Origin of the sequence: Xenorhabdus ishibashii, assembly GCF_002632755.1 — a bacterium.
GTDB lineage: Bacteria > Pseudomonadota > Gammaproteobacteria > Enterobacterales > Enterobacteriaceae > Xenorhabdus > Xenorhabdus ishibashii.
The window spans coordinates 2297612-2321910 of sequence record NZ_NJAK01000001.1 but is presented as its reverse complement, the minus strand read 5'-3'; the positions used below and the strand labels follow the sequence as shown (position 1 = coordinate 2321910).

The window sequence follows — 24299 nt, the reverse complement described above, 5'->3', positions numbered from 1 at the left end:
AGCTAGCGCAGCCACCAACAACGTACCGTAACCTGAAAAACAATAAGTATAATATAATTAGAGACTTATTCATGGCAAAACATATCGTGTTCTCCGTTAACGGAGGCCCTGAAGTACTCCAATATTGCGAATTTACCCCTGCTAACCCAGCTACTGACGAAGTGCAGGTTGAAAATAAAGCCATTGGTATTAACTATATTGATACCTATATGCGCAGCGGGTTATACCCAACAGCTAATCTGCCCAGCGGTATCGGAACCGAAGCGGCAGGGATTGTCACCAAGATTGGAACCGAGGTAACCTCTTTTAAAGTTGGCGATCGGGTGGTTTATGCACAATCAGGGCTTGGTGCTTACAGTGAAGTTCATAATGTGGCAGAAAGCAAATTAGCACGGCTGCCGGACGCCATCTCGTTTGAGCAAGCTGCTGCATCATTTTTGAAGGGACTGACTGTTTATTATCTTTTCAGACAAACCCATAAAATTCAGGCAGGGGAAACGTTTCTGTTCCATGCCGCAGCGGGAGGAGTGGGGCTGATTGCCTGCCAGTGGGCAAAAGTATTGGGTGCTAAATTGATTGGTACAGTTAGTTCGGATGAGAAAGCAGCTCTCGCCAAAGCCGCGGGAGCATGGCAGACCATCAATTATAAGCGCGAAAATATTGTTGAACGCGTATCGGAAATCACGGCAGGGGAAAAAGTCAGCGTCGTTTATGATTCTGTTGGCAAGACTACATGGCTGGATTCATTGGATTGCCTGAAACGACAAGGCTTAATGGTCAGTTTTGGCAATACTTCCGGCCCAGTGACTGGTGTTGATTTGGGAATACTTAACCAGAAAGGCTCGCTGTTTGTAACCCGCCCAGCGTTAAACGGCTACGTCACTACCCGTGAAGAGCTAGATGAAGCGAGTAAAACGTTATTTGAGCTGATTGCCAGCGGAAAAATCAATGTTGACGTGCCTGAAAACCAGAAATTCCCGCTCAGTGAGGTAATCAAGGCACACTGCATGCTGGAAAGTCGCGTTACTCATGGTTCCAGCCTGCTTATTCCTTAATAACCTGAGCTTCGCTTAAGAAGGGAACTAAAGTGCCTGAGGCACGTGCTAAAGAAAACAAAATCGTGGAGACCCTCAGGCATGTCTAATTTAGAAGAACTTTACTGTTGCATCGATGACTTTTGCCAAAAATTTATGCCTCTCTGGCATCAACTGCTCATTGAAAACGAATTACGTAAACGGCACCGCGAAGCGTCCCTTTCTCTCAGCTCTATCAGCGAAGTCATGATGATCCTCATTCTATTCCATATGAGACATTATCGTGATTTTAAAACTTTTTACAATAAACATGTAAAACAATACCTTACCGACATCCCCCCCGAATTAATCAGTTATACTCGAATGCTCACTCTGGAGAAAAGGGCACTGATTCCTTTTCTTACGATAAAGCGCGTTTCCATTTTTATCCTAACAGTGCAGGTGGAAAGTTGTTTACCTAGATCAATACCGATAAGTGCTGTACTGTTCATGATGATGGCCTCTTCTAAAAGAAAAACACACTGTCAATTTACTGCTATAGGGTGGGAGAAGTCATCTCACTACACATCCTAATGACCGCGTATGGTATAAGCGATAATTCAGCCGATTTATCACAATCGCCGGTAATATAATATCTTATTTCATAACTATATAATTTTGCTTGCTTTTCATGCCAAAATCTACAACCGCTATGCTGCATAACGTGTGCCACTGAGCGTGACGTTCCCGTAACCAATTCACTTCTTAACTACCCGATCATTACTCCATGTAAGGTATTGTAATTAGAATAGGAATTTATTAAAAAATAGTGATTTTTTAATTATTTTACAATATAACTGTCATATGGAGTTAATATGTATGGATTGGCTACATCACGAGATTGGGTATACAGGGCACCCGATACTAGGAAAGTCGAAAGAATAGAAGCTTATTTTTTAAATCATGCCTATTCCCCTCACAGACACGACACCTATGCAATTGGAAAAACCTTATTTGGAGTTCAAAGTTTTCACTATCGTGGCCGCATGCAACACAGCCTTCCTGGTAACACTATTATATTGCATCCTGACGAAATTCATGATGGCGAGGCTGGAACTAGTGCTGGTTTCCATTATCAAATGATATATATTGAACCATCAATGATACAAGAAATAATAAAGGGAAAGCCATTACCATTTATAAAAAATGGGATAACCAAAGATCCTAATATTTTTAGGGCCACACACGCATTATTACAAAATATGGATTGCAGAATAGATCCTATGGAAGAAGATGATGCTCTTTATGATTTGGTTATCTCATTAGTTGAAGCAAGTGGAGCGCCTTTAAACAGAAAGAGAAATTTTGATTATTTCGCTGCGGAAAGAGCAAGAGAGTATATTCATTCAAATTTAGATAAAAATGTAACACTAGATGAACTTGAACGCAACACAAATCGTGATCGCTGGAGTCTTTCGAGAGATTTCAGGTTACTATTCGGAACCAGTCCTCATCGATATATGACAATGCGAAGGTTAGATGTAGTAAAATCCTGTCTAATTGTTGGAGAATCCATTACTGATGCTTCATTGATCGCAGGCTTCTTCGATCAAAGTCATATGGCAAGACATTTCACAAAAACATTTGGAATAACACCAGCACATTGGAAAAATGTAAATAAAGCAAAGTATATTTAAATAAATTAATTTGCGCCCTTTTTTGACAGGGCGCTTTAGATTTATTACGCCAATAAAGATAAAAACAAAATACAACTGAACGCCATAAGAATAACAGAAGCGACTTTATATATTATAAACAATAAGTTCTGAGAAGATTGTTTCCTTATTATTCCACCTAATGAAACCCATAAGAAACCGATAGGAATCACAATCATGATAAATAAAAAAATTAAAAAAGCGAATTCATTTATACTATTAAATGAATACTTAGGTATAAATAAACTAACAAATAAAATAGCTTTTGGATTTAGCGCTGAAGCTAAGACCATCTGTGGGAATGAGATTTTATGTTCATAATATGAAGTCCGACCATATGACCACACCTTAGTTGCCAAGTAAAATATGTAAAATGAACATAAAGCCTTAATTATTTCTGGAAACCAATACACACCTTTAAGTATAGTAGATAGAGATACTCCCCAAACTCCGATTGCCATAATATAACCAAAAACCTCAGCAATAATTAAAGGTGACGCCTTAAAAACACCATTTTTCAATCCTGAAACCAATAGCAATGTATTAGTTGGCCCAGGAATTAAAAGAACAAAACCAATTCCTGTTATCATTGTTAAAGTAGAATTTACCAAAATCATATTCAACTCCACATCTAACTTAGCTTTGCCTTTTCAAATGAAATAATATCATTCAATAATCCATAAAATTTAATAGGATTTTCATTCATGAAGAAATGCCCTCCTGGCAAGGTGAAAAACTTAAACTCACCACTTGTACATCTCTTCCATCCTTGCAAACTCTCAATTGAAACAGAAGGATCAGCATCCCCACCAATAGCATAGATAGGGATATTTACCATTTTATCTTCGGGCTCAATAATGCTTGAAGATAAAATAAAATCGCTACGCAGTAGTTTTAAAGCCATTGTACGAAGTTCTGGATCATTAAAGATAGTACGTGAAATTCCCCCTAAAGAAAGAATATATTCAATGAATTCTTTCTCAGATAACTGGGTAAGAGATTCATTATCAATTTTTTTGCTAGGAGGAATTCTAGCACAGCATATTAGAGACAATATTTTATTATTCCTGACAATTTTTGAACATTCTACTATAGTTTTATATGCTAATGCTGCACCTAAACTATATCCAAAAAAGATGGAAGGGCAATTAAGTAATGGTAACAATTCTGGTAATAGATCATTGATTAAAACATCTGCATCTAAGCATGGTTCTTCACCATATCGACTTTCTCGACCAGGTAAGTGAACTGGGCAAATTTCAACATCGGAATCAAAAAGTTCGTGCCACAAACGATATGATGAAGCACCTCCACCTCCAAATGGAAAACAAATAATTCTAAGTCGATTTTTTTTAACATCATCGAAATGTGAAATCCATTTATTTTTCTGCATCATTATTTTGAACCATTCTTTGTTGATGAAAAATAACAATTCCCTGTTGGAAGTTTCCAATCTTCACGTGTAGGAGTAAAAATATCGAAGTCAATTGTGTCTTCAATACATGTTGCATTATGTGGAATATTAGCAGGTAAATGTAAAACATCACCCGACTTTAAATCAACAACATGCTCTAAATCTTCACCATACTGAAACCGAATATGACCGGTTAATATCCAAGTAAATTGTTCATTTGGATGTGAGTGTGTTTGAACACAAGCACCAGATTTCATATAAAGTTTAACAATAGTTAATTCGTCACCATGAATAACTTGTCTTCCTATAGATTCTGAAACATTCTCTCTTGGTATATCATCCCAATTAACTAAGAAACTTTTAAATATAGAAGACATGATACACACACCTTATATTAAGTTAACACCGACAAAAAAATCATATGCCATAAAAATGGCAACAATAGCCAGCAGCACTCCCATTACTTTATTTATAATATTAAGCCAGGAATCATTTTTTATCTGTTTACCAATAACTACACCAAAGAATGAATAAAGTCCAGGTGCGCCTGCTCCACCAATTGAAATCAATACCGATACCAAAAATATCATTGGCCCTGTAATATGAGCAGCAGGATACATAATCGTAGTGACAGGTAAGACTACAAGCACGCCTTTGGGATTTAACACTTGAATCAAAAAACCATTCCAAAACGTCAGGGTTTTATCAGATCCAATGCTTCCATCTCCTTTATTCAATTGTATATTAGATGTCACCATTTTAAATGAAAGATAAAATGTATACAAAGCCCCAAGCAATGAAATATAAGGAAGATACTTATGAGAGATAATAGCTTCCCCTGCATACCCCAACAATATAAATAACGTTAACATTGCACAGCCTACGCCAATAAAAAAACCAATTGTTTTTTTAAATTGACCTGTTAGACCTGCATTCATACCCATAAAGTTAACAGGACCAGGGCTATACATTACACCAAGCGTATAAAGAAATATTTCCATAAAACCTCTCTAAGTTAATAGATTAAATCAATAAAAATCATTTAATTTACAAATTAAATATCACAAAAATATATTCCCAAAATAATAACAACCATCTGAAACTCAGTCCTATTTTTGTAAATATTTTATATCACAAACTATAGTATACATAGTCACTTATCATATATGTGAAAATTCTCTTAAAACACTAATCACATAACATATTAAAACAAACATAAAAAAATGAGACTCTCACTATTATGAAATGCTATTTAGTAAAAATTGCAACTTTCATGTATATTGAGCATGACAAGCTGCAATTTTCATACATTATTTTATATGGTTATATAAACTTTCCACTGTCAAATATCTGAACAAACTATCTATCGGAACATTTAAGTTCAATTCTGATATAAATCTTTTTCTTATTTTAGTCATAATTAAAGAATGACCTCCGACATCATAAAAATCGTCTTGCTCTGATAACGCTGGATAATTGAGCTCTTCCGAATATATTTTTTTAATTTTATCTTTCATAATTTAACCTTTTATTAAACTAAAATTTAACACCACGATTATTAGTAGTTCTGATTTTATTGTGTTCGTATCGATCCTCACCACTGACTAAAACTGTTGCATAGTTTTCAAGATTAAATGTTTCACCGTGAGCATTATAAGAATCTAGGTTTGGATAAACTCTGACATGTGTAGGCACATATCGACCAGAAATTGCCAAACGAGTTTCTCTGTCAGTAATATTAGGATGAGAGGCATGAGCACATGATGCTGTAAAAATAACGCATTCACCTGCATTAAGTTCCATATCGACGGGGTTAGCACCTTCTGGATCCCAAGAGGGATCAACCTTAAATTCGGAGAAATCATAACCAAAGAAACCTGTATCTGTTTCCATATGGCTATAGTCACCTGAGCGGCCAGTTTTTACATTCTTTTTCTCATCATAATAATATTTATAATGAGAACCTGGCAAAAATCGCATGCAAGCAGTTTCGATTTTTGCTGGAGTAAATGCAGTCCAAACCGTTAAATCAATAAATGCGTTCCAACTAGTTTCTGTAGGTACAATTAACGGATTACCATCAGTATAGCTATAGTCACGAACCTGGTGCCACTCAGTTCCAGTTGCACCTGGGAACTTTGCAAACCATTCAGAACGCCAGCAAAGAAGATCTGGACCAAGAATAGCCTTTAAGTATTTAACAATTGTTGGGTGCATGATATGTTTTGATAACTCAGGAATATCAAAATGCCTATCATAATTCATATTGTTGTCGTACAAAATATGAGAACGGTCATGATTAGCCAATCTGAGTGCTCGTAGAATTTCTCCTGCCTCTTCTGGCTCATAAAGTTTTATTGGCCCAATAAAACCATATTTTTCAAATTTAACAATATCTTCTTTAATATCCTCTGGAATTTCTGCATTTTTCGCTAGACCAGTTGTTGAGGCAAAATTATTACTATTCATTATATTTTCCCATTTCTTAGATTTGTCTTAAGTTCAAATTATTAAATTCGATAATGCGTTTCTATTCACTTTCCCATTTGTAGTCAAAGGAAATGAATCAAGCCATTGAAATTTATTTGGCAGCATGTGCTTTGGTAACTTATTAATGATGCCACTTTTTATTTTCTTTATTTCTGGCCTTAAAGCTTCATCCATATCTGTATAAAGAAAAATGCACAACCTTATGTCCGATTCATTTTCATGATATGGGACAACTATGGCCTCTTTAATTTCACTGTTACATGATTTCACGACACTTTCAATATCTGATAAATTTGTAAGGATACCTCTTATCTTTATCTGATTATCCTTTCTACCAATGCAAATAATTTCTCCATCGTTCCTTATTCTTGCGAAATCACCAGTGCGATATGCATTGACTAATTTTGAGTCAATTTTAATTTTTATAAATCTTTCTGAATTTAACTCACTATTATTTACGTAACCAGCACCAATACCATCTCCAGTAATCACTAACTCGCCAATATCTCCAATATTAACTGAATTTAGTTCTTCGTCTAAAACATATATATTACAGTTAGATACCGCTTCACCTAAAGGTATTCCGTTATTCAAATAGGAATTAAAGTTATTCATAGTATATGACGTTGCTACATCGGTACATTCTGCAACACCATATTGGTGAATAAAATTGCAGAGTCGGTTTTCATTTGCAGTCCAATTTGAAATTCGAGGAACAGAGAGAGCCTCGCCTCCAATAAATAGATGGCGTAGGGATGGCAAACTATTAATGTCTTCCCAAGCTTCAATAATAGAATAAAGAGAGCTTGGTGCAAGATGTAATGTTTTGGCATGGTACTTATTAATCAACTCACCTATTAATATAGGATCAAAGTGCTTACTTTCACTAATAATAAGAGTTGAACCTACATAAAGTGAAGATAACATGCTTCGTTGAGAAATATCAAAGCCAAATGAACTGACTAGTACATTCACAGATTCGCTATCTAATTTGTATTTTTTCTCAAACCAATTTAAAAGATTCGCCCAACCACTATGTTTTACAGCAACAGCTTTAGGTGTGCCAGTTGTTCCTGAAGTAAATACAATATAACAGATGTTATCCTCATCCATATCGATAGCCGGATTTTCATTAGAACAGTTTTTAATATGGCTAAATAAATCATCTGTCAATATTATTTGTTTTTTATCTGACCTAAAGTAATCATGCGTTTCGGAATTAGTAATAATATACCTTAAGTTATCTAGTTGGTTGCTAATAAGAATTAATCTTTCAGATGGATTCATGGGGTCGAAAGGAACATATGCCGCACCGATTTTTAATATAGCAAGGATGCATACCAACGTATTTATACAAGGATAAAAACAAATTCCAATACTATCACCTTTTTCAACACCTAAGGCTAGTAGATGATGAGACAATTTATTGGATAATTCATTTAATTCTCTATAAGAGACAGACCCACTACCCTGTATGACTGCGTTTCTATGTGGCGTCTTAAGAGCTTGCTCCTCAAACATTAAGTGAACTAACTTTGGTTGGAAAAAATCTATAGTCATTATTATACTCCTCACTCAGTTTTCAGATAGATACTAAGATTTATTATTCGAGAGTTTTATTGCCTCTTCTATGATTATATCTTCCTGACCTGCAATTAAATTTCGCCCTGATAAAGAACGATATAAATCAAATTCGTTTACGTTAAATTCTTTTGCTGCACGTTGAACATGGGGTACATAACCTGAGAATAACCCATATAATCCACTTGCAATATTAGAAAATTTAATGTGAGGAGTTTCGTGAGATATAATTTTAATTGCATCAGGTAATGTTTTAGTAATTATTTCAAATGAAGTGTTTATATCAAAGTGATAACGTTCCAAAACAGCAATTAAATTTTCAAGCTGAGTATTACCAGCCCCTGCGCCAAATCCCATAATACAAGCATCGATAATAGATGCTCCCTCTTCAGCTGCCGCTAAAGAATTTGCTACAGCCAAGCCTAAATTATTATGAGCATGAAAACCAACCTGTACGTTTAAATGGTTAACTAATGCCTTAATTCTTTCCCTGACCATTGTAGGAATATAATACCCAGCACTGTCCATCAAAATAATCCCATCAGCTCCGTATTTTTCCATTAAAGAAGCTTGTTCGATAAGAATTTCGGTGGTAGCCATGTGGGACATCATTAAGACGCCAAAAACTAGTTTGTTATTACTCTTACCCTGTTCTATATATCGTAATGTGGTATTTGCTTCAGTACAATGACTGGCAATTCTTAGAACATCTACTCCAACCGATACAGCATCATCTATGTCAGATGATTTGCCAAAACCAGGGATAAAATGAATTCCTAAAAGTGTTTTTTTTAGCTGACTACGTGCTGCAGCTAACATATCAATATCGCATTCTGCGGAATGACCAAGTAAACTTGATGAGGCCCCTAAACCATTGCCATGACCAACTTCCACTATATCTAAATGAGATTCTTCAGCTTTCCTTGCATATGCTTTTATCTGCTCGGTTGTCAACTGATGACGTACAGCATGGTTGCCATCGCGTAAAGTGGAGTCACTAATTAATATCTTCATAAGCAGATCTCATTTTTTAGGTTGAGCTTATATTCTGCAACAGAAATAGCTGCACAATTGATAATGTCTAAATTACCTGCATAAGACGGTAAGTAATCACCACTACCTCTGACACTAACATTAATTATAATTTCATCATTACGAATTATTGGTTCGTACTCCAACTGATAGCCTGGTATATAAGATTGGACAGACTTTATTATTTTTTTTATTTCTTCACTTATTTTTGAAAAACAATCATACTTTGCTTTTACGTATAAAGTCGTTTGCATGTATATTTCTGGTTTTGCCGGATTAATATTCAATATAGCTTTAACTGTTTGAGCACCTGAGAATTTTTTTAATGCACACTCTGTTGTTGTTATATATTCATCAATATTCTGTCTTGTAGCGAGACCTGCACTTTTGGCAGCAATCGTAGATACGACTTCTATATAATCAATATATTGAGAAAATTTTGATATTGCCCAAGCTATAGGTAAACTGGACTGTCCTCCACAAGTGATTAAATTTACGTTTTGTGCATTTTTAGTTTCATCTAAATTAATTGCCGGGACGCATAATTTACCTATTTTTGCTGGGGTTAAATCTATTGCAAATTTATTGTGCTCTGAAAATGTTTTGTTGTGATAGCTATGAGAAATAGCTGATGTTGCATCAAATACTAAATCAAAGTAATCAATATGTTCTTTTATAAATTCAATTCCGTCATATGAAACCTCAACACCTTCGTTTCGAGCTATTTTTATCCCTTCGCTATTCTTATTCCTTCCAACAACGAATGCAATTTCAAATTTGTTATTTTTTTTTATTTTATACATTAAGTCTAGTCCAATACTACCAGGACCGACTATTGCTATCCTTGGTTTTTTCGTTTCTTTATTCATCGAATAGGATATCCTTTAAAAAACTCAAATAATCACTGTTTTTGACAAACATTTACAGTGGAGGTAGTTCATTTTTTATAATGCTAAGCCTCTTTTTTTTATGTGTATTGTATGTTTGTGCAAAGTTGATCAATTGTTACTCTAATGTAGCGAATAACTGGTTTTATTATGCATTTAAATAAGAAAAATTTTAATTTAATACATTGATTTTATTTCAATAAAATTTTTTTGAATAAGTAGAACCTTTGCCAGATTACAAGAGATTTTGTCACATTAGGTCATGTTCGGGTAGAGTGGTGTCCGGAAGTTCTTAACCGCTACATATCAAGGCTTTTCGGCCAAATCCCTATCTTTTTATTTAGTGCAGAATTGATCACCTCCCCACAAATCGAAGGACGATTGGCTATTCCAAATCAAAGGAAATACACGATAAGGTGATAGGGAGTTTCATCGAACGTGAATACTATTCTTTATAGGGTGATCTAACTATTCGAGTCATGACCCAAAAAAGAGGTTCAGTTGATGAGTTGTTTACGGAGCATATTGAATATGTCAAGTTATGTTGATTTTGCTATGATTCCTTATTCCATTGGTGAGTTAACGCATCCATCAATAACGCACCATGACTGATTTCAGCTCTGTGTAATGTTCAATAAATGCACTGCCAAACTCACGCCCCATTCCTGAAGACTTCATTCCCCGAACGGAACCGCAGGATCGACGAACGTATGCATGTTGATCCATAACATCCCCGCTTCAATGCGAGGAATTATACGCATCGCCTTGCTCATATCATTCGTCCATAAGCTGGCAGACAGGCCAAATGGCGTTGCATTCATCATCGTAATTAGCTCGTCCTCATCATCATAACTGAGGAAAGTGCCAATCGGCCCAAATGTCTCCTCGTTCATTAATGTGTCTTCAACACGATTGGCTTTAATCACTGTGGGTGCGACAAAAAATCCCTGCCCCTCCAAAGCATAGCCTCCGTAGACAATTTCATTGCCTTCCTGACGCGCCGTCTCAAACATAGACAGAATTTTTTCGTAATGTTTTTTGTTTGCCAAAGGCCCAATTTCCGTCGATTCATCAAAGGGAGAGCCAATTTTCATTGCAGATAAACGTTCAGAAAGTAATGTCAAAACCGCATCCATGTGAGCGGATGGAATATAAAAGCGCTCCGCAGCCGCACAAATTTGCCCTTGATACACATATCCCGCCTCCAGTATGCCATCAACGATCTTTTCAACTGTCATATCAGACAGAAAAGCCGCTGCGTTCTTGCCACCAAGTTCCAGCGTTGTGCGCTTTAAACCCTGCTCCAAAGCCAATTTCCCCACGCTCATTCCGGTTGGAACAGAGCCTGTAAAAGTGACTTTAGCGCATTGAGGATGATTAATTAGTGAAGATCCAACACGAGCACCTGAACCATTGACGATATTGATCACACCATCTGGGATCCCCGCTTCTTTTGCCAGCTCCGCTACACGGAGCATCGTTAATGGGGTATATTCACTGGGTTTAAGCACAATCGTGCAACCACAGGCTAATGCCGCCCCCAATTTCCAGATCGCAATCATGATGGAAAAATTCCACGGAATAATGCCAACTACGACACCAATAGGCTCACGGAGAGTGAAGGCAGAATATTTTTCCCCGTTAAACGATGGCAATGAAACACTCAGTGTTTCGCCCGTGATTTTGGTCGACCATCCGGCAAAATAGCGTAAATAATCGGCGGATGCCCCCACATCCAGCATACGGGATAATTGAATCGGTTTACCGGAGCAGACACTTTCCAGTTGTGCTAACTCCTCACTATTTTTTTGTAATAGATCAGCCAGCCGATTCAAACAATTTCCTCGCTCCAAAGGAGAAGTTTGAGCCCACACGCCGTGAAAAGCGGCTGATGCTGCCTGCATTGCCTGATTAACTTCGGTATCTCCACCTTGATTAACCGTGGCTATTACTTCACCAGAAGCCGGGTTAACAATGGAGAAAATTTCATTTTCCTGACCAAGAACAGAGACTCCATTAATATAATGGCCGTGAGAGCGCTGCAAAAAAGTGGTAACAGACTCCAGCAAATTAATTTCACTCATCATCTTTCCCCTGTCTAGTCAGACAATTGCCCATTTATACAAGCCATATAATGTTTGACGAAACGTTCACTGGTGATTTCCCACAATACTTCACTCCCTTTTGCCGCAAACCACGAATCGCCTTTATGATATTCAACCATCACCCCAGTTTTGACATCAGTCAGTTTCACTGAACCTTCATACACCGTTGCCATCTCATCAAAGGGATAGGTCATTTTAAATTTGCCCTTAGTGCAGACAAAAATCCCACATGTCAGATTATCCGATGGTTCTCCGTGGATCATAGCTACACTCGCCTGCGGCTCCCCTTCTACCACAACAGACCCAAGATTAGTGACACTGCCAATTGACATTAATTCAGGAAGTGCTTTATCTAACAATAATGGCTTTATCATGATTTTTACCTTTAATTGTTACGTTCCAAAAATGTAAGAAGAAAAACTAACGACGCCCTTTCCAATAACCTGAAGTTTGGTGCCAGGTCTTACCGACAGAGAGCAGTACATTCCTCAGCTTGTCTTTCCCGATAATATTGATGTGTGGAATTGAACTGAGTAGCGAATAACGTTCCGAGCCTTCGCTCATTCCCTCAGCCAAAATTTTGCAGATGATGTGGCTCGGTGTTACACCAAAGCCTGAATAGCCTTGAACATAGAACACATTTTTATGCTGAGGCAGAGAACCAATTTGCGGGAACAGATTAGCGCTGCAACATAATGGCCCGCCCCATGCCAGTTCTACCTTCACATCTTTCAAGTAAGGGAAAGTTTTAAGCATGAGATTGCGATTCCATGCTTTTAAATCGGCAGGAATATACTCCATAAAATGTGTCGCACTGCCATATAACAGGCGATTTTCTTTGGTAACACGGTAGTAATCGATAACTGGGCTAATATCACTGTATGCCCCTCGAATTGGGCTGATCCTGTCAATTAAATCATCCGACAGCTCTTCTGTCATCAGTTGAAAGGCATAGGTGTTGATCGTTTTTCTATAAATAGTCGGTTCGAGTCCATCCAAAAAGCCATTACATGCCCACAGCATTTTACTGGCACGAACCGATCCTGTTACTGTGCGTACTGTTACTCTGGAACCATATTCTACGCTCACAACCTGACTGTTTTCGAAAATTTTAACACCATATTCAGTGGCAGCCTTGGCTTCTCCAAGTAGTAAGTTGAGCGAGTGAACATGCCCGCCTCCCATATGTTTTAACGCGCTGGTATAACGGTCTGAACCAATGATTTTTTTAACATCTGCACCGGTATAAAGCTCAATTTCTGTGTCAGGGGAAGCCGAACGAAATTCCTGTAACCAACTATGCAGGGTCTTATCATGTCGAGAATTCCAGCCAAGATAGGCATACCCCTGGCAAAAGTCAGCCTGAATATCATATTTGGCTATTCGATCACGAATAATTCCAGCGCCCAAATTACTGATTTTAAATATAGTTTCTAGACCATTTTTACCCACGTGGCGCTTGATCTTATCCAAATCATGGCCAATGCCTGTCATCACCTGCCCACCATTACGGCCTGTACCACCATATCCCAAAGTGCGACCCTCCAGAATAGCAATATTGGTGATGCCTTTTTCTGCCAGCTCTAATGCTGTATTGATACCGGAAAAACCTCCGCCAATGATAACGACATCAACATCCAAATCTTCTGTCAGCATTGGAAAACGAAGATCATATTTTTTCGTCGCCGTGTAATATGTTAATGAGTCAAGTTTATTATTCATGTTATACCCCATGAGCATCTGCTTATCCCCTGATGATGTAGGCAGGCAGTTACCTTGCTACTCCTTTTTCAGGGAGTGTTTATCACATTTTTTGAACATTAGTTGTTCAGGTGTATTAACAAAACAATAAAGAGCAAAATATTAATAAATTAACAAAAGTAGACATTCGTGTATTTCATGCCTGATATATATGAAGCATATGTACCTGAAATGCTCAAACCATTTGTTTCTTTCATGTTAATAAAGTCACAGTTTATTGGCATATTTATTAATGAATTGTGACTTTATTACGTTTCTATTTTGTGATGGAGTCGGAAAGAATTTTTTCTGTTAGTAAATTATCCTAAAAGTAAATATTTACATATGTACCTAATAGGTTTCGAGTTATGGTCGATAAAACAGCAACTTGAAAAATGAAGGGTATAATCACTGGAAAGGAATAAATATGCTACCGAAGAAAATCATCCTTGATTGCGATCCAGGGCATGATGATGCCATTGCTCTCCTGCTTGCCCACGGGAACCCCAATATTGAACTGTTAGCTGTAACAACAGTTGTTGGTAATCAAACCCTGAATAAAGTCACCCGCAATGCTCTTTGCGTTGCACGCATCGCCAACATTCATAACGTTCCCTTCGCAGCAGGTTGTCACCGTCCACTTGTTCGGGAGATCAATACCGCCCCAGATATCCACGGTGAAACTGGTCTGGATGGCCCTGTCCTTCCTGAACCTAATATGAAACTGGATGAGCGCCATGCAGTTGATCTCATTATCGATGTGATTATGGAAAATCCGCCCAAAAGTGTGACTTTGGTTCCAACGGCGGGTTTGACAAATATTGCCATGGCTGCACGCAAAGCACCGCAAATCGTTGAGCGTGTGAAGGAAGTGGTATTAATGGGAGGTGGTTATCATAAAGGAAACAGAAGTGCAGTTGCAGAATTCAATATCGTCATTGATCCAGAAGCCGCACACATTGTTTTTAATGAAAAATGGCCGCTGACGATGGTTGGTTTAGATCTCACTCACCAAGCGCAAGCAACACCTGAAATTATTGAGGCAATCGCCCGGATTAAGACTCATTCCGCCCAGTTCGTTTTGGATGCACTGAAATTTTATGGTGACAGGTATCGTGAACATCAGGGATTTAGCTACGCTCCTGTGCATGATCCCTGTGCTGTGGCCTATGTGATCGACCCAGATGTCATGACGACCCAAAAAGTCCCTGTTAATATCGAACTAATGGGAACCCTAACAACTGGAATGACAGTTGCAGATTTCCGCTTTCCACCACCTGAAGATTGCCATACGCAAGTTGCTGTCAAATTGGATCACGCCAAATTCTGGCAATTAGTGATTGATGCCCTGAAGAACATTGGTGAAACAATTTACTGATATTACTAATTTATTCTTTGGCTATTGGGGCGGAGAGATAGCTTCAATAGCCAAAGCATTTCTGTCAAATTAACCGGATGCCCATCAACATAGCGCTACATAAGATCAGGAACAATGTGGCATATTGCAATATCTTGTCAGACAAATGCTTTATCAAATATCTGGCAAAAGGGATAGCCAGTAAAGAACCTAAAAACAGCACCAACGCCAGTTCCCAATTCGTATGATCTCCATAAGCAAAAGCAGACGAGCCGGATAATATCATCGTGATAAAAAGGGAAACTCCGACCGCTTGTTTAATACTCATCTGCCCATAGCGTAACAATAGCGGCAATACCACTATGCCCCCACCAACCCCAGTCGCCCCAAGCACTAATCCAGCCCCTGTACCAGGCAGCAAGAAAGGCTTAATCAGCCCAGGTTGTAATTGTGTTTGGTTCATATGCAACTGCGGCTGACGTATTCGGCGGTAAAAAAGATAAAGGGAAAATAAGATAGCCAATAAAACCAGTAAATTAATTCCCCACTCAAGTTGTACCCGATTATGGCTTAAATAACTCAGCATTGTGACTCCATAACTGGCGAACACCGTACCGGGTATCATAATCAGCAGAATAATCAAAGATTGGCGTAAGGGAATATTGCCCATGCGGAAGTGCATATAAGAAGATGATATTTTCATCAGCATTGAAAGAAGATTAGCCGTCGCGACAGAAGCCAGTGCATCTAATCCAAAAAAATAGGTCAGGATTGGCAAAACTATCACTCCACCACCAACACCGGTAATACTGATAATCAAGCCAACAATCGCCCCAATCGCAAGTTCAGGGATAACTAACATCATTTCGTTCCCAGCTCAAAGATCATTTTCTTACCAAATTTCAGCAAAGACTGCCCATAATATGACAAAAATAAATATCATATTCAAAAATAGAATATATCTCTCAGTTTGGTACTAAGACCAAACGATAAGGGAATATGACTCTTTCAAGCCACCGCTTTATTTGGCTATAACTTTGCAACTGAAAGTAAAGAAGATGAAAATATAGGGGGTTGGTTGCTGAAAATTATCTTTCTAACAACCTGTATTTATTATATTTATTCTCTTAATAATGCGTTTTAATGGGGAGGGTGTATTACCCCAAAGTCAAATAATTCACTGAGTTCAATCTGTAATCCATTTGCTATCACATTAATAATTTCCAAGGTAGGATTCCTGACACCACGTTCAATGCCACTGACATAAGTGCGATCCAGTCCACACTTATCGGCAAAAGCCTCCTGTGACATCCCAGCTTCTCTCCTGAGATACCTAATTCTTTGGCCAAAAAGGGATCTGATGTTGTTCGATTTTTTCATCCGATAAGTATCGATTCATGTTACTTATCCGACCACGGACTATAAGTCACGTTTCAGCTAGAGTTATGCTATGATGTGTGACTTATAGTCTACTGAATACTCATTTACTTTTTAATTAAAAAGATAATTGGAGAGCTTAAGGATGGAAAAAAAAGACTGGCATTCTGCTGATATCATCGCTGAATTGAAAAAACGCGGAACAACACTGTCAGAAGTATCGCGAACAGCAGGGCTGGCGTCATCAACTCTTGCCAATGCATTGCAACGTCACTGGCCAAAAGGCGAACGTCTTATTGCAACAGCGCTAGGACGCACACCAGAAGAAATATGGCCTTCGCGTTATGAAAAGAAATAATTATAAACCCAGCACTACGCTGGGTTTATTTATAAGCAATCAGCTCGCCAGCTTTAAGCCAATAATACCTGTCACAATCAGGCCTAGGCTCAATATCCGAGCGAAATTCGCAGACTCTCCCAACACCATGATGCCGAAAATTGCCGTACCTACCACTCCAATGCCTGTCCATACAGCGTAGGCAGTTCCTGCCGGTAGATTTTTCATAGCATAGGCTAGCAATCCCATACTAACGATCATTGCGCTGATCGTAATTAAACTCGGCACCCAGCGTGAAAAACCGTGGGTATATTTTAAGCCCACCGCCCACACGACTTCCAATAAACCAGCAATCAGAAGGATCAACCAAGACATGTCGTTCCCTTTATATAATGGCAAGTGGGGTCGTCCCCGGTGAGATGACGTTTATCCAGGTCGTCCAGGATAACGGTAAGAAATGAAATTGGATTATAGCCATCTGATCTGATAGCCACAATGATAATACCCAACGAGTTATAACAAAAAAACCGCAACCTCTAGACGAAGAGGCTGCGGTTTTTTTAGAATAGCAAACGTGATTATTTCACGCGAGAAACGTATTCGCCAGAACGAGTGTCAACTTTGATCACTTCGCCGAGCTGTACAAACAGAGGTACTTTAACTACGGCGCCAGTGCTCAGGGTTGCCGGTTTACCGCCGGTACCAGCAGTATCACCTTTCAGACCTGGATCGGTATCAACGATTTCCAGTTCAACAAAATTTGGTGGAGTTACAGCGATAGGACGGCCATCCCACAGAGTCAGAATACATTCTGCCTGATCGATCAGCCATTTTGCACTGTCACCAACGGCTTTCTCATCCGCAGCCAACTGCTCGAAAGTTTCGTTGTTCATGAAGTGCCAGAATTCACCATCGTTGTACAAATAAGTCAGGTTGACATCCATGACATCTGCGCTTTCAACAGAATCTGTTGATTTAAAAGTTTTTTCCAGCAGTTTACCAGAGATCAGTTTACGAATACGAACACGGGCGAATGCTTGCCCTTTACCTGGTTTAACAAATTCACTGTCAAGAATAGCGCACGGCTCGCCATCTAACATGATTTTAAGACCTGAACGGAATTCATTGGTACTATAAGTAGCCATGGAGATCCTCTAATTTTTAACAAAATGGCTTAGCCAAAAAATGGCACACATTATAACCCATATTCACCCTGTCAGAGAAGCCTGGCTACAACAACTCGCGGATGTTATTACTGATCCCAATGAGTTATTACAACTATTATCTTTAAACACACACACGGAGTTACAAGAAGGCAATGAAGCAAAGCGCTTATTTCCTCTACGTGTGCCAAAAGCATTTGTAACACGGATGAAAAAAGGCGATCCCCATGATCCTCTTCTATTACAGGTTCTGACCTCACGGGAAGAGTTTGTTATATCCTCTGGTTTTTCTACTGACCCATTGGATGAACAACGTAGTGTGGTTCCGGGACTATTGCATAAATATCGCAATCGAGCCTTGCTATTGGTTAAAGGGGGCTGCGCGGTTAATTGTCGCTATTGTTTTCGTCGTCATTTTCCTTATTCAGATAATAAAGGTAGTAAAAGCAATTGGCTGCTCGCTCTGGATTATATTGAACAACACCCAGAGCTTGACGAAATTATCTTCTCTGGTGGTGATCCGCTAATGGCTAAGGATCATGAACTGGACTGGTTAATCAGTCGCCTTGAGTCCATTCCACACATTAAGCGGTTACGTATTCATACGCGTTTGCCGGTTGTGATCCCTGATCGAATCACGCTTTCACTGTGTGATCGTCTAGCACAAACTCGTTTGCAGGTGATCATGGTGACCCATATCAACCATGCAAATGAAATTGATGACGCGTTCCGCACAAGTATGATGCGACTAAAACAAGCTGGGGTAACACTGCTGAATCAAAGTGTAATGTTACGTGATGTCAATAATAACGCGGATACTTTGGCCGATTTAAGTAATGCACTCTTTGACGCAGGCATACTACCTTACTACATCCACGTTCTGGATAAAGTTCAAGGTGCCGCACATTTTCTCGTGGACGATGAAGAGGCAAAAGCCATCATGCGAGAATTATTAACTAAAGTTTCCGGTTATCTGGTTCCGAGTCTGACCAGAGAAATTGGTGGGGAACCAAGCAAAACACCGCTGGATTTAGGGCTGGCTCAAAACTAGTGACAGTTGCTGTGCCAATCGATTACTGATTAGGCCAATACTATCATCATTAAAGCTTTTCTAACTGGGCAATGCACAGAAACTAAATGTATACGCAACTCTTGGGTTTCGAAACATTCTTTCTGGGAATTGCCCGAACCATTTTCTACTAACCCCATCGATTAATATCTAGGGGCACTTATAGACCTGACCAACCATTTTGCTATCAAGAGGAACAAAACTCGCCAACAATCCCTCTGATGGACTATTTATGCCATAAATAACATTGCCACCCATTTCAGCCGCTTTATTACGTAAGTCATTGGCTGCACTGCGCATAGAACTGCTTTCATTGCTAACACCATTGAGCCAGTTGCTTTGAGTACCAGTAACTTCACCTAACCGTTGGCATTCACTATTTGGTTGTGTATCCACAAAACGCACATTAGCGCCAGCAGAGGTTAATTGGTGAGTTGTTGTGCACCCCGCTAATAGTAATACTGACGCACCCAACAAAATTTTAATTCGCATAACTTCCCTCATGGGTTATAGGAAAAAACAAAAAGGCGAGCAAGTTTCTCCTGCTCGCCTTTAAGGGCTTATCCTAACGGATGAATAATTCCATCATCAGGATGAACAGCACTACATCATGCCGCCCATTCCACCCATACCGCCCATACCACCAGCAGCACCTAAGTCAGCTTTGTCATCTTTAGGCAGTTCAGTTACCATTGCTTCGGTGGTGATCATCAGGCCAGCGATAGAAGCTGCGAATTGCAGTGCAGAACGGGTTACTTTAGTTGGATCCAAGATACCCATTTCGATCATATCGCCGTACTGTTCAGTTGCAGCGTTATAACCGTAGTTGTCTTTACCTGCTTTCACGTTGTTTACAACAACAGAGGGTTCTTCACCTGCGTTGTCTACGATCTGACGCATTGGCGCTTCCATTGCACGCAGTGCAACGCGAATACCAACGTTCTGATCTTCGTTGTCACCAGTCAGGTCAGTGATCGCGCTAGCAACACGAACCAGAGCAACACCACCACCAGCAACAACACCTTCTTCTACAGCCGCACGAGTTGCGTGCAGTGCATCGTCAACGCGAGCGCGTTTTTCTTTCATTTCAACTTCAGTTGCTGCACCGACTTTGATTACAGCAACACCGCCTGCCAGTTTAGCTACACGCTCTTGCAGTTTTTCACGGTCATAGTCAGAAGTAGATTCTTCGATTTGCTGACGGATCTGAGTAACACGCGCAGCAATTGCGCTTTCTTCACCTACACCATCAATGATAGTTGTGGTGTCTTTGTTGATAACAACACGTTTTGCCTGACCCAGATCTTCCAGAGTCGCTTTTTCCAGCTCCAGACCAATCTCTTCAGAGATAACAGTACCGTTAGTCAGGGTAGCGATATCTTGCAACATTGCTTTACGGCGATCACCGAAGCCTGGTGCTTTAACCGCAGCAACTTTCACGATACCACGCATGTTGTTAACAACCAGAGTTGCCAATGCTTCACCTTCAACATCTTCGGCGATAATCATCAAAGGCTTGCTTGCCTTAGCGACGCCTTCCAGAACTGGCAGTAGTTCACGGATGTTGGAAATTTTCTTGTCAACCAGCAGGATGTATGGGTTTTCCAGTTCAACAGAACCCGATTCTGGTTTGTTGATGAAATAAGGAGACAGGTAACCACGGTCGAACTGCATACCTTCAACAACATCCAGCTCGTCTTCCAGACCAGTACCTTCTTCAACGGTGATTACACCTTCTTTGCCGACTTTGTCCATCGCTTCTGCGATCAGTTTACCTACGGTTTCGTCGGAGTTTGCAGAGATAGTACCAACCTGTGCAATAGCAGTGGAATCAGAGCAAGGTACGGACAGTTTTTTCAGCGCATCAACAGCGGAAACAACGGCTTTATCGATACCGCGTTTTAGATCCATTGGGTTCATGCCAGCAGCAACAGCTTTCAGACCTTCGGTGACGATAGCTTGAGCCAATACAGTTGCTGTGGTGGTACCATCACCTGCCGCATCATTAGCTTTAGAGGCGACTTCTTTAACCATCTGAGCACCCATGTTCTCGAATTTGTCTTCCAATTCGATTTCACGTGCTACAGATACACCGTCTTTAGTGATGACAGGCGCACCGAAAGATTTATCCAGAACTACATTACGGCCTTTAGGACCCAAGGTCACTTTAACTGCATCAGCCAGTACATTTACACCGCGTAGCATTTTGCTGCGAGCATCATTACCAAATTTTACGTCTTTAGCTGCCATTGTGTCTTTCCTTTAAATTCATTCAATTAAGAAGATCTAAGCGTAATAATAAGATTCTCTATTACGCTTCAACAATTGCCAGAATGTCGCTCTCAGACATGATCAATACTTCTTCATTATCGATCTTTTCTGTTTTAACGCCGTAACCTTCATTAAAAATGACGGTATCACCCACTTTTACGTCCAGCGCCTTCACTTCCCCGTTTTCGAGAATGCGACCATTGCCGACTGCCAGAACTTTTCCACGGGTAGATTTGCCCGCAGCGGAGCCTGTCAAAACAATACCGCCAGCAGATTTTGATTCAACTTCTGTACGTTTAATGATAACGCGGTCATGTAATGGACGAATTTTCATTGATAGATCTCCTATAAATAAAGTCCATATCAGGTAAGAGGATTGATACCAGAACCCAACAGAACCAGTATCACGAAGCTACAAATTGGGGCTTGAAATCATGACTTCAAGGGTGGGTAGCAAAAATATTTTCATTTCTTATTGCGTTCGCTGCCAGATTCACCAGAATTCTTTTGCTCAGCGGATTTTTGGTCATCCAATATATGAGAAGCATCATCTTTCCTGCGTTCATATTCTCCCTCAAAAGTCTGCCCGTTCTGACCATGATTACCGGAACCATAAAAAGTATTTGGACGGTAAAACTTAATATGAGGCAATAACTTCGCTGTCAGAAATTTCTGTACCGGAGACAATAACAACAGTAATCCGAGAAAATCGGTGAAAAAACCAGGCAATATCAGTAAAAACCCAGCTATGACCAAAGAAACACTTTTAACAGCTTCTTGCGCAGGACTCTCACCTGCCGCGAGTTTTTGCTGCATAGAAATGAAATTCTTGATGCCCTGATTACGCACAAGGGATACACCAAGACAAGACGTAAGAATAACCAGTAACAGAGTCAACAAGACCCCAACTTCAGAGGCAATCCGAACAAACAGGACAGACTCGATGTAAACCAGAAGGCATATAAGGATAAGCGGGAGCCAACGCACGTGGTTCTCCTTTCATTATTATTGGGGGTTAGATCACATAATATGGTGTTAGATAACACATGTGGGGATAATCGTGATCGTTTTCAATACTTCAAACTCTTAACTTTTTCTCTCCGTAATCGTGACCTTAATCACACATATGCTATTTCATTAATAAAATAGCACTATAAAGTGATCCAGGTTCAAGGCATTTCTCACAAATCCACATATGATCGCGCCAGCAATTTCATGATAAGTGTCTAATATCAGGGAAATTGTTGTCGGCAACATTTTTTTCAACAAACACGTAATAGAACAGTCAAAAAACGTATCCAAATTTTAAGAAGGTTCTCATGTCAAACAACATTCGTATCGAAGAAGACCTGTTAGGTAAACGAGAAGTTCCTGCTGAAGCCTACTACGGTATTCACACTCTGCGTGCGATTGAAAACTTTTATATCAGTGACCGTACCATCAACAATGTGCCTGAATTCATCCGTGGCATGGTGATGGTGAAAAAAGCCGCGGCACTGGCAAACAAAGAACTCCATACTATTCCTGGAAAAGTGGCAGATATCATTGTCAAAGCCTGTGATGAAGTTCTCATTAAAAACAAATGTATGGATCAGTTCCCTGTTGATGTCTTTCAGGGTGGTGCCGGTACTTCATTGAACATGAACACTAATGAGGTGTTGGCAAATATCGGCCTGGAATTGATGGGGCATCAAAAAGGTGAATATGAGTACCTGAACCCAAATGATCACCTGAATAGAAGTCAGTCAACCAATGACGCTTACCCTACTGGCTTCCGTATTGCTGTTTATAACTCCTTGATGCACTTAATTGATTCCATCGAATTGCTGAAAGAAGGCTTCGACAAAAAAGGGGTTGAATTCGACGACATCCTGAAAATGGGTCGTACCCAGTTGCAAGATGCAGTTCCAATGACACTGGGTCAAGAATTCCGTGCTTTTTCCGTGCTGTTGAAAGAAGAGATCAAAAACATCAATCGCACGGCAGAGCTACTGCTGGAAGTGAACCTTGGCGCAACCGCTATCGGTACTGGCCTGAATACTGCACCAGGTTACCAAAAACTGGTCGTTGAAAAATTGGCCGAAGTCACAGGATTGCCTTGCCAACCAGCAGAAGATTTGATAGAAGCTACTTCTGACTGTGGAGCTTACGTTATGGTTCACAGCGCATTGAAGCGTCTGGCGGTTAAGATGTCCAAGATTTGTAATGACTTGCGTCTGCTCTCTTCCGGTCCTCGTGCTGGTCTGAATGAAATCAACCTGCCAGAATTGCAGGCTGGTTCCTCCATCATGCCAGCGAAAGTTAACCCCGTTGTGCCAGAAGTTGTTAACCAGGTTTGCTTCAAAGTCATCGGTAATGATACCTGCGTCACTATGGCAGCAGAAGCTGGTCAGTTACAGCTTAACGTAATGGAACCTGCGATTGGTCAGGCTATGTTTGAATCTATAGCTATCCTGAGCAATGCCTGCCGTAATTTGGTTGAAAAATGTATCAACGGTATTACTGCCAATAAAGAAGTCTGTGAAAGTTTCGTCTTCAACTCCATCGGGATCGTAACTTATCTGAACCCATTTATTGGTCACCATAATGGTGATATCGTGGGCAAGATCTGTGCTGAAACGGGCAAAAGCGTCCGTGAAGTCGTGCTTGAGCGCGGCTTACTGACCGAAACTGAATTAGATGATATTTTCTCCGTTGAGAACCTAAAACATCCAACTTATAAAGCAAAACGTTTTGATGACTAATTAA

At 39.7% G+C, this 24299-nt stretch carries 25 protein-coding genes and 3 pseudogenes; 8 read left to right on the top strand and 20 right to left on the bottom strand.

Features of this window, described 5'->3' with window-relative positions; genetic code table 11:
- The first annotated feature begins 71 nt into the window (after window positions 1-71).
- The 3 genes and pseudogenes from Xish_RS11030 (at window position 72) to Xish_RS11020 (ending at window position 2710) form a co-directional block, all read left to right on the top strand.
- Window positions 72-1055: a quinone oxidoreductase gene (locus Xish_RS11030; protein ID WP_099117901.1), complete on the top strand. Its 984-nt coding sequence runs from the start codon at window positions 72-74 to the stop codon at window positions 1053-1055.
- Window positions 1056-1136: 81 nt separating this feature from the next.
- Window positions 1137-1437, top strand: a pseudogene (locus Xish_RS19390) (IS982 family transposase); the annotation flags it as partial.
- A gap of 451 nt (window positions 1438-1888) precedes the next feature.
- Window positions 1889-2710, top strand: coding sequence for an AraC family transcriptional regulator (locus tag Xish_RS11020; RefSeq protein ID WP_099117900.1), 822 nt, complete (start codon window positions 1889-1891; stop codon window positions 2708-2710).
- 44 nt (window positions 2711-2754) lie between these two features.
- On the opposite strand, the gene Xish_RS11015 is transcribed toward Xish_RS11020, so the two are convergent.
- The 9 genes from Xish_RS11015 to Xish_RS10975 form a co-directional block, all read right to left on the bottom strand.
- Complete coding sequence (locus Xish_RS11015; RefSeq protein ID WP_099117899.1) at window positions 2755-3345, bottom strand: LysE family translocator; 591 nt, start codon at window positions 3343-3345, stop codon at window positions 2755-2757.
- Window positions 3346-3359: 14 nt separating this feature from the next.
- The gene (locus Xish_RS11010; RefSeq protein ID WP_099117898.1) at window positions 3360-4124 is read right to left on the bottom strand and encodes a thioesterase II family protein; all 765 of its coding nucleotides are present in this window, start codon (window positions 4122-4124) and stop codon (window positions 3360-3362) included.
- Window positions 4124-4519: a cupin domain-containing protein gene (locus Xish_RS11005; protein ID WP_099117897.1), complete on the bottom strand. Its 396-nt coding sequence runs from the start codon at window positions 4517-4519 to the stop codon at window positions 4124-4126. Before Xish_RS11005 ends, Xish_RS11010 begins: the two co-directional genes overlap by 1 nt.
- A 12-nt stretch (window positions 4520-4531) precedes the next feature.
- Window positions 4532-5143: a LysE family translocator gene (locus Xish_RS11000; RefSeq protein WP_099117896.1), complete on the bottom strand. Its 612-nt coding sequence runs from the start codon at window positions 5141-5143 to the stop codon at window positions 4532-4534.
- Window positions 5144-5452: 309 nt separating this feature from the next.
- The gene (locus Xish_RS10995; RefSeq protein ID WP_099117895.1) at window positions 5453-5659 is read right to left on the bottom strand and encodes a phosphopantetheine-binding protein; all 207 of its coding nucleotides are present in this window, start codon (window positions 5657-5659) and stop codon (window positions 5453-5455) included.
- 19 nt (window positions 5660-5678) lie between these two features.
- Entirely contained in the window at window positions 5679-6611 is a 933-nt protein-coding gene (locus Xish_RS10990) for a chlorinating enzyme (protein WP_099117894.1), read from the bottom strand.
- A gap of 33 nt (window positions 6612-6644) precedes the next feature.
- Window positions 6645-8192, bottom strand: a complete 1548-nt coding sequence (locus Xish_RS10985; protein ID WP_099117893.1) for an amino acid adenylation domain-containing protein — start codon at window positions 8190-8192, stop codon at window positions 6645-6647.
- 33 nt (window positions 8193-8225) lie between these two features.
- Entirely contained in the window at window positions 8226-9227 is a 1002-nt protein-coding gene (dmpG, locus tag Xish_RS10980) for a 4-hydroxy-2-oxovalerate aldolase (RefSeq protein WP_099117892.1), read from the bottom strand.
- Window positions 9224-10114, bottom strand: a complete 891-nt coding sequence (locus Xish_RS10975) for an acetaldehyde dehydrogenase (acetylating) (protein WP_099117891.1) — start codon at window positions 10112-10114, stop codon at window positions 9224-9226. Before Xish_RS10975 ends, dmpG begins: the two co-directional genes overlap by 4 nt.
- 389 nt (window positions 10115-10503) lie before the next feature.
- On the opposite strand from Xish_RS10975, the pseudogene Xish_RS10970 reads away from it, so the two are divergent.
- Window positions 10504-10590 (top strand): annotated as a pseudogene (locus Xish_RS10970) (IS1 family transposase); the annotation flags it as partial.
- 133 nt (window positions 10591-10723) lie between these two features.
- Here the strand turns inward: Xish_RS10970 and Xish_RS10965 are convergent.
- From Xish_RS10965 to Xish_RS10955, 3 genes and pseudogenes are all read right to left on the bottom strand, one after another.
- A pseudogene (locus Xish_RS10965) lies at window positions 10724-12216 on the bottom strand (aldehyde dehydrogenase family protein).
- Window positions 12217-12230: 14 nt separating this feature from the next.
- Window positions 12231-12611: a cupin domain-containing protein gene (locus Xish_RS10960; RefSeq protein WP_099117890.1), complete on the bottom strand. Its 381-nt coding sequence runs from the start codon at window positions 12609-12611 to the stop codon at window positions 12231-12233.
- A gap of 46 nt (window positions 12612-12657) precedes the next feature.
- Window positions 12658-13959 carry an NAD(P)/FAD-dependent oxidoreductase gene (locus Xish_RS10955; protein ID WP_099117889.1) on the bottom strand — a complete coding sequence of 434 codons (1302 nt, stop codon included), beginning with the start codon at window positions 13957-13959 and terminating at the stop codon, window positions 12658-12660.
- A 445-nt stretch (window positions 13960-14404) separates the two neighbouring features.
- Between Xish_RS10955 and uriH the strand changes: the two genes are divergently transcribed.
- Window positions 14405-15355 (top strand): uridine-preferring nucleoside hydrolase UriH, encoded by a 951-nt coding sequence (uriH, locus tag Xish_RS10950; RefSeq protein WP_099117888.1) that lies wholly within the window; start codon window positions 14405-14407, stop codon window positions 15353-15355.
- Between the two features lie 64 nt (window positions 15356-15419).
- Here uriH and Xish_RS10945 read toward each other — a convergent pair whose 3' ends face one another.
- Both Xish_RS10945 and Xish_RS10940 read right to left on the bottom strand, forming a co-directional pair.
- Window positions 15420-16196, bottom strand: coding sequence for a sulfite exporter TauE/SafE family protein (locus Xish_RS10945; protein ID WP_099117887.1), 777 nt, complete (start codon window positions 16194-16196; stop codon window positions 15420-15422).
- 278 nt (window positions 16197-16474) lie between these two features.
- Window positions 16475-16645 carry a helix-turn-helix domain-containing protein gene (locus tag Xish_RS10940; protein WP_341865756.1) on the bottom strand — a complete coding sequence of 57 codons (171 nt, stop codon included), beginning with the start codon at window positions 16643-16645 and terminating at the stop codon, window positions 16475-16477.
- Window positions 16646-16856: 211 nt separating this feature from the next.
- On the opposite strand from Xish_RS10940, the gene Xish_RS10935 reads away from it, so the two are divergent.
- The gene (locus Xish_RS10935) at window positions 16857-17069 is read left to right on the top strand and encodes a helix-turn-helix domain-containing protein (RefSeq protein ID WP_099117885.1); all 213 of its coding nucleotides are present in this window, start codon (window positions 16857-16859) and stop codon (window positions 17067-17069) included.
- Between the two features lie 39 nt (window positions 17070-17108).
- On the opposite strand, the gene sugE is transcribed toward Xish_RS10935, so the two are convergent.
- On the bottom strand, window positions 17109-17423 hold the full coding sequence (gene sugE, locus Xish_RS10930; protein ID WP_099117884.1) for a quaternary ammonium compound efflux SMR transporter SugE: 315 nt from the start codon (window positions 17421-17423) through the stop codon (window positions 17109-17111).
- Between the two features lie 203 nt (window positions 17424-17626).
- Window positions 17627-18193: an elongation factor P gene (gene efp / locus Xish_RS10925; protein ID WP_099117883.1), complete on the bottom strand. Its 567-nt coding sequence runs from the start codon at window positions 18191-18193 to the stop codon at window positions 17627-17629.
- A 40-nt stretch (window positions 18194-18233) separates the two neighbouring features.
- Here efp and epmB point away from each other — a divergent pair, with 40 nt between their 5' ends.
- Window positions 18234-19262, top strand: a complete 1029-nt coding sequence (gene epmB / locus Xish_RS10920) for an EF-P beta-lysylation protein EpmB (RefSeq protein WP_099117882.1) — start codon at window positions 18234-18236, stop codon at window positions 19260-19262.
- 168 nt (window positions 19263-19430) lie between these two features.
- On the opposite strand, the gene Xish_RS10915 is transcribed toward epmB, so the two are convergent.
- The 4 genes from Xish_RS10915 to Xish_RS10900 form a co-directional block, all read right to left on the bottom strand.
- Entirely contained in the window at window positions 19431-19772 is a 342-nt protein-coding gene (locus Xish_RS10915; RefSeq protein WP_099117881.1) for a DUF4156 domain-containing protein, read from the bottom strand.
- 111 nt (window positions 19773-19883) lie between these two features.
- Window positions 19884-21530 carry a chaperonin GroEL gene (gene groL, locus Xish_RS10910; RefSeq protein WP_099117880.1) on the bottom strand — a complete coding sequence of 549 codons (1647 nt, stop codon included), beginning with the start codon at window positions 21528-21530 and terminating at the stop codon, window positions 19884-19886.
- 61 nt (window positions 21531-21591) lie between these two features.
- The gene (locus tag Xish_RS10905; RefSeq protein ID WP_074020370.1) at window positions 21592-21885 is read right to left on the bottom strand and encodes a co-chaperone GroES; all 294 of its coding nucleotides are present in this window, start codon (window positions 21883-21885) and stop codon (window positions 21592-21594) included.
- Between the two features lie 131 nt (window positions 21886-22016).
- Window positions 22017-22538, bottom strand: a complete 522-nt coding sequence (locus tag Xish_RS10900; RefSeq protein ID WP_099117879.1) for an FxsA family protein — start codon at window positions 22536-22538, stop codon at window positions 22017-22019.
- Window positions 22539-22870: 332 nt separating this feature from the next.
- Between Xish_RS10900 and aspA the strand changes: the two genes are divergently transcribed.
- Window positions 22871-24295, top strand: a complete 1425-nt coding sequence (gene aspA, locus Xish_RS10895) for an aspartate ammonia-lyase (protein WP_099117878.1) — start codon at window positions 22871-22873, stop codon at window positions 24293-24295.
- Window positions 24296-24299 lie beyond the last annotated feature (4 nt).

Excerpts from the sequence above, each read along its gene's own strand:
- Xish_RS11030 (WP_099117901.1), top strand. The coding sequence starts at position 72 with ATGGCAAAACATATCGTGTTCTCCGTTAACGGAGGCCCTGAAGTACTC.
- Xish_RS11020 (WP_099117900.1), top strand. The coding sequence starts at position 1,889 with ATGTATGGATTGGCTACATCACGAGATTGGGTATACAGGGCACCCGAT.
- Xish_RS11015 (WP_099117899.1), bottom strand. The coding sequence starts at position 3,345 with ATGATTTTGGTAAATTCTACTTTAACAATGATAACAGGAATTGGTTTT.
- Xish_RS11010 (WP_099117898.1), bottom strand. The coding sequence starts at position 4,124 with ATGATGCAGAAAAATAAATGGATTTCACATTTCGATGATGTTAAAAAA.
- Xish_RS11005 (WP_099117897.1), bottom strand. The coding sequence starts at position 4,519 with ATGTCTTCTATATTTAAAAGTTTCTTAGTTAATTGGGATGATATACCA.
- Xish_RS11000 (WP_099117896.1), bottom strand. The coding sequence starts at position 5,143 with ATGGAAATATTTCTTTATACGCTTGGTGTAATGTATAGCCCTGGTCCT.
- Xish_RS10995 (WP_099117895.1), bottom strand. The coding sequence starts at position 5,659 with ATGAAAGATAAAATTAAAAAAATATATTCGGAAGAGCTCAATTATCCA.
- Xish_RS10990 (WP_099117894.1), bottom strand. The coding sequence starts at position 6,611 with ATGAATAGTAATAATTTTGCCTCAACAACTGGTCTAGCGAAAAATGCA.
- Xish_RS10985 (WP_099117893.1), bottom strand. The coding sequence starts at position 8,192 with ATGACTATAGATTTTTTCCAACCAAAGTTAGTTCACTTAATGTTTGAG.
- dmpG (WP_099117892.1), bottom strand. The coding sequence starts at position 9,227 with ATGAAGATATTAATTAGTGACTCCACTTTACGCGATGGCAACCATGCT.
- Xish_RS10975 (WP_099117891.1), bottom strand. The coding sequence starts at position 10,114 with ATGAATAAAGAAACGAAAAAACCAAGGATAGCAATAGTCGGTCCTGGT.
- Xish_RS10960 (WP_099117890.1), bottom strand. The coding sequence starts at position 12,611 with ATGATAAAGCCATTATTGTTAGATAAAGCACTTCCTGAATTAATGTCA.
- Xish_RS10955 (WP_099117889.1), bottom strand. The coding sequence starts at position 13,959 with ATGAATAATAAACTTGACTCATTAACATATTACACGGCGACGAAAAAA.
- uriH (WP_099117888.1), top strand. The coding sequence starts at position 14,405 with ATGCTACCGAAGAAAATCATCCTTGATTGCGATCCAGGGCATGATGAT.
- Xish_RS10945 (WP_099117887.1), bottom strand. The coding sequence starts at position 16,196 with ATGTTAGTTATCCCTGAACTTGCGATTGGGGCGATTGTTGGCTTGATT.
- Xish_RS10940 (WP_341865756.1), bottom strand. The coding sequence starts at position 16,645 with ATGTCACAGGAGGCTTTTGCCGATAAGTGTGGACTGGATCGCACTTAT.
- Xish_RS10935 (WP_099117885.1), top strand. The coding sequence starts at position 16,857 with ATGGAAAAAAAAGACTGGCATTCTGCTGATATCATCGCTGAATTGAAA.
- sugE (WP_099117884.1), bottom strand. The coding sequence starts at position 17,423 with ATGTCTTGGTTGATCCTTCTGATTGCTGGTTTATTGGAAGTCGTGTGG.
- efp (WP_099117883.1), bottom strand. The coding sequence starts at position 18,193 with ATGGCTACTTATAGTACCAATGAATTCCGTTCAGGTCTTAAAATCATG.
- epmB (WP_099117882.1), top strand. The coding sequence starts at position 18,234 with ATGGCACACATTATAACCCATATTCACCCTGTCAGAGAAGCCTGGCTA.
- Xish_RS10915 (WP_099117881.1), bottom strand. The coding sequence starts at position 19,772 with ATGCGAATTAAAATTTTGTTGGGTGCGTCAGTATTACTATTAGCGGGG.
- groL (WP_099117880.1), bottom strand. The coding sequence starts at position 21,530 with ATGGCAGCTAAAGACGTAAAATTTGGTAATGATGCTCGCAGCAAAATG.
- Xish_RS10905 (WP_074020370.1), bottom strand. The coding sequence starts at position 21,885 with ATGAAAATTCGTCCATTACATGACCGCGTTATCATTAAACGTACAGAA.
- aspA (WP_099117878.1), top strand. The coding sequence starts at position 22,871 with ATGTCAAACAACATTCGTATCGAAGAAGACCTGTTAGGTAAACGAGAA.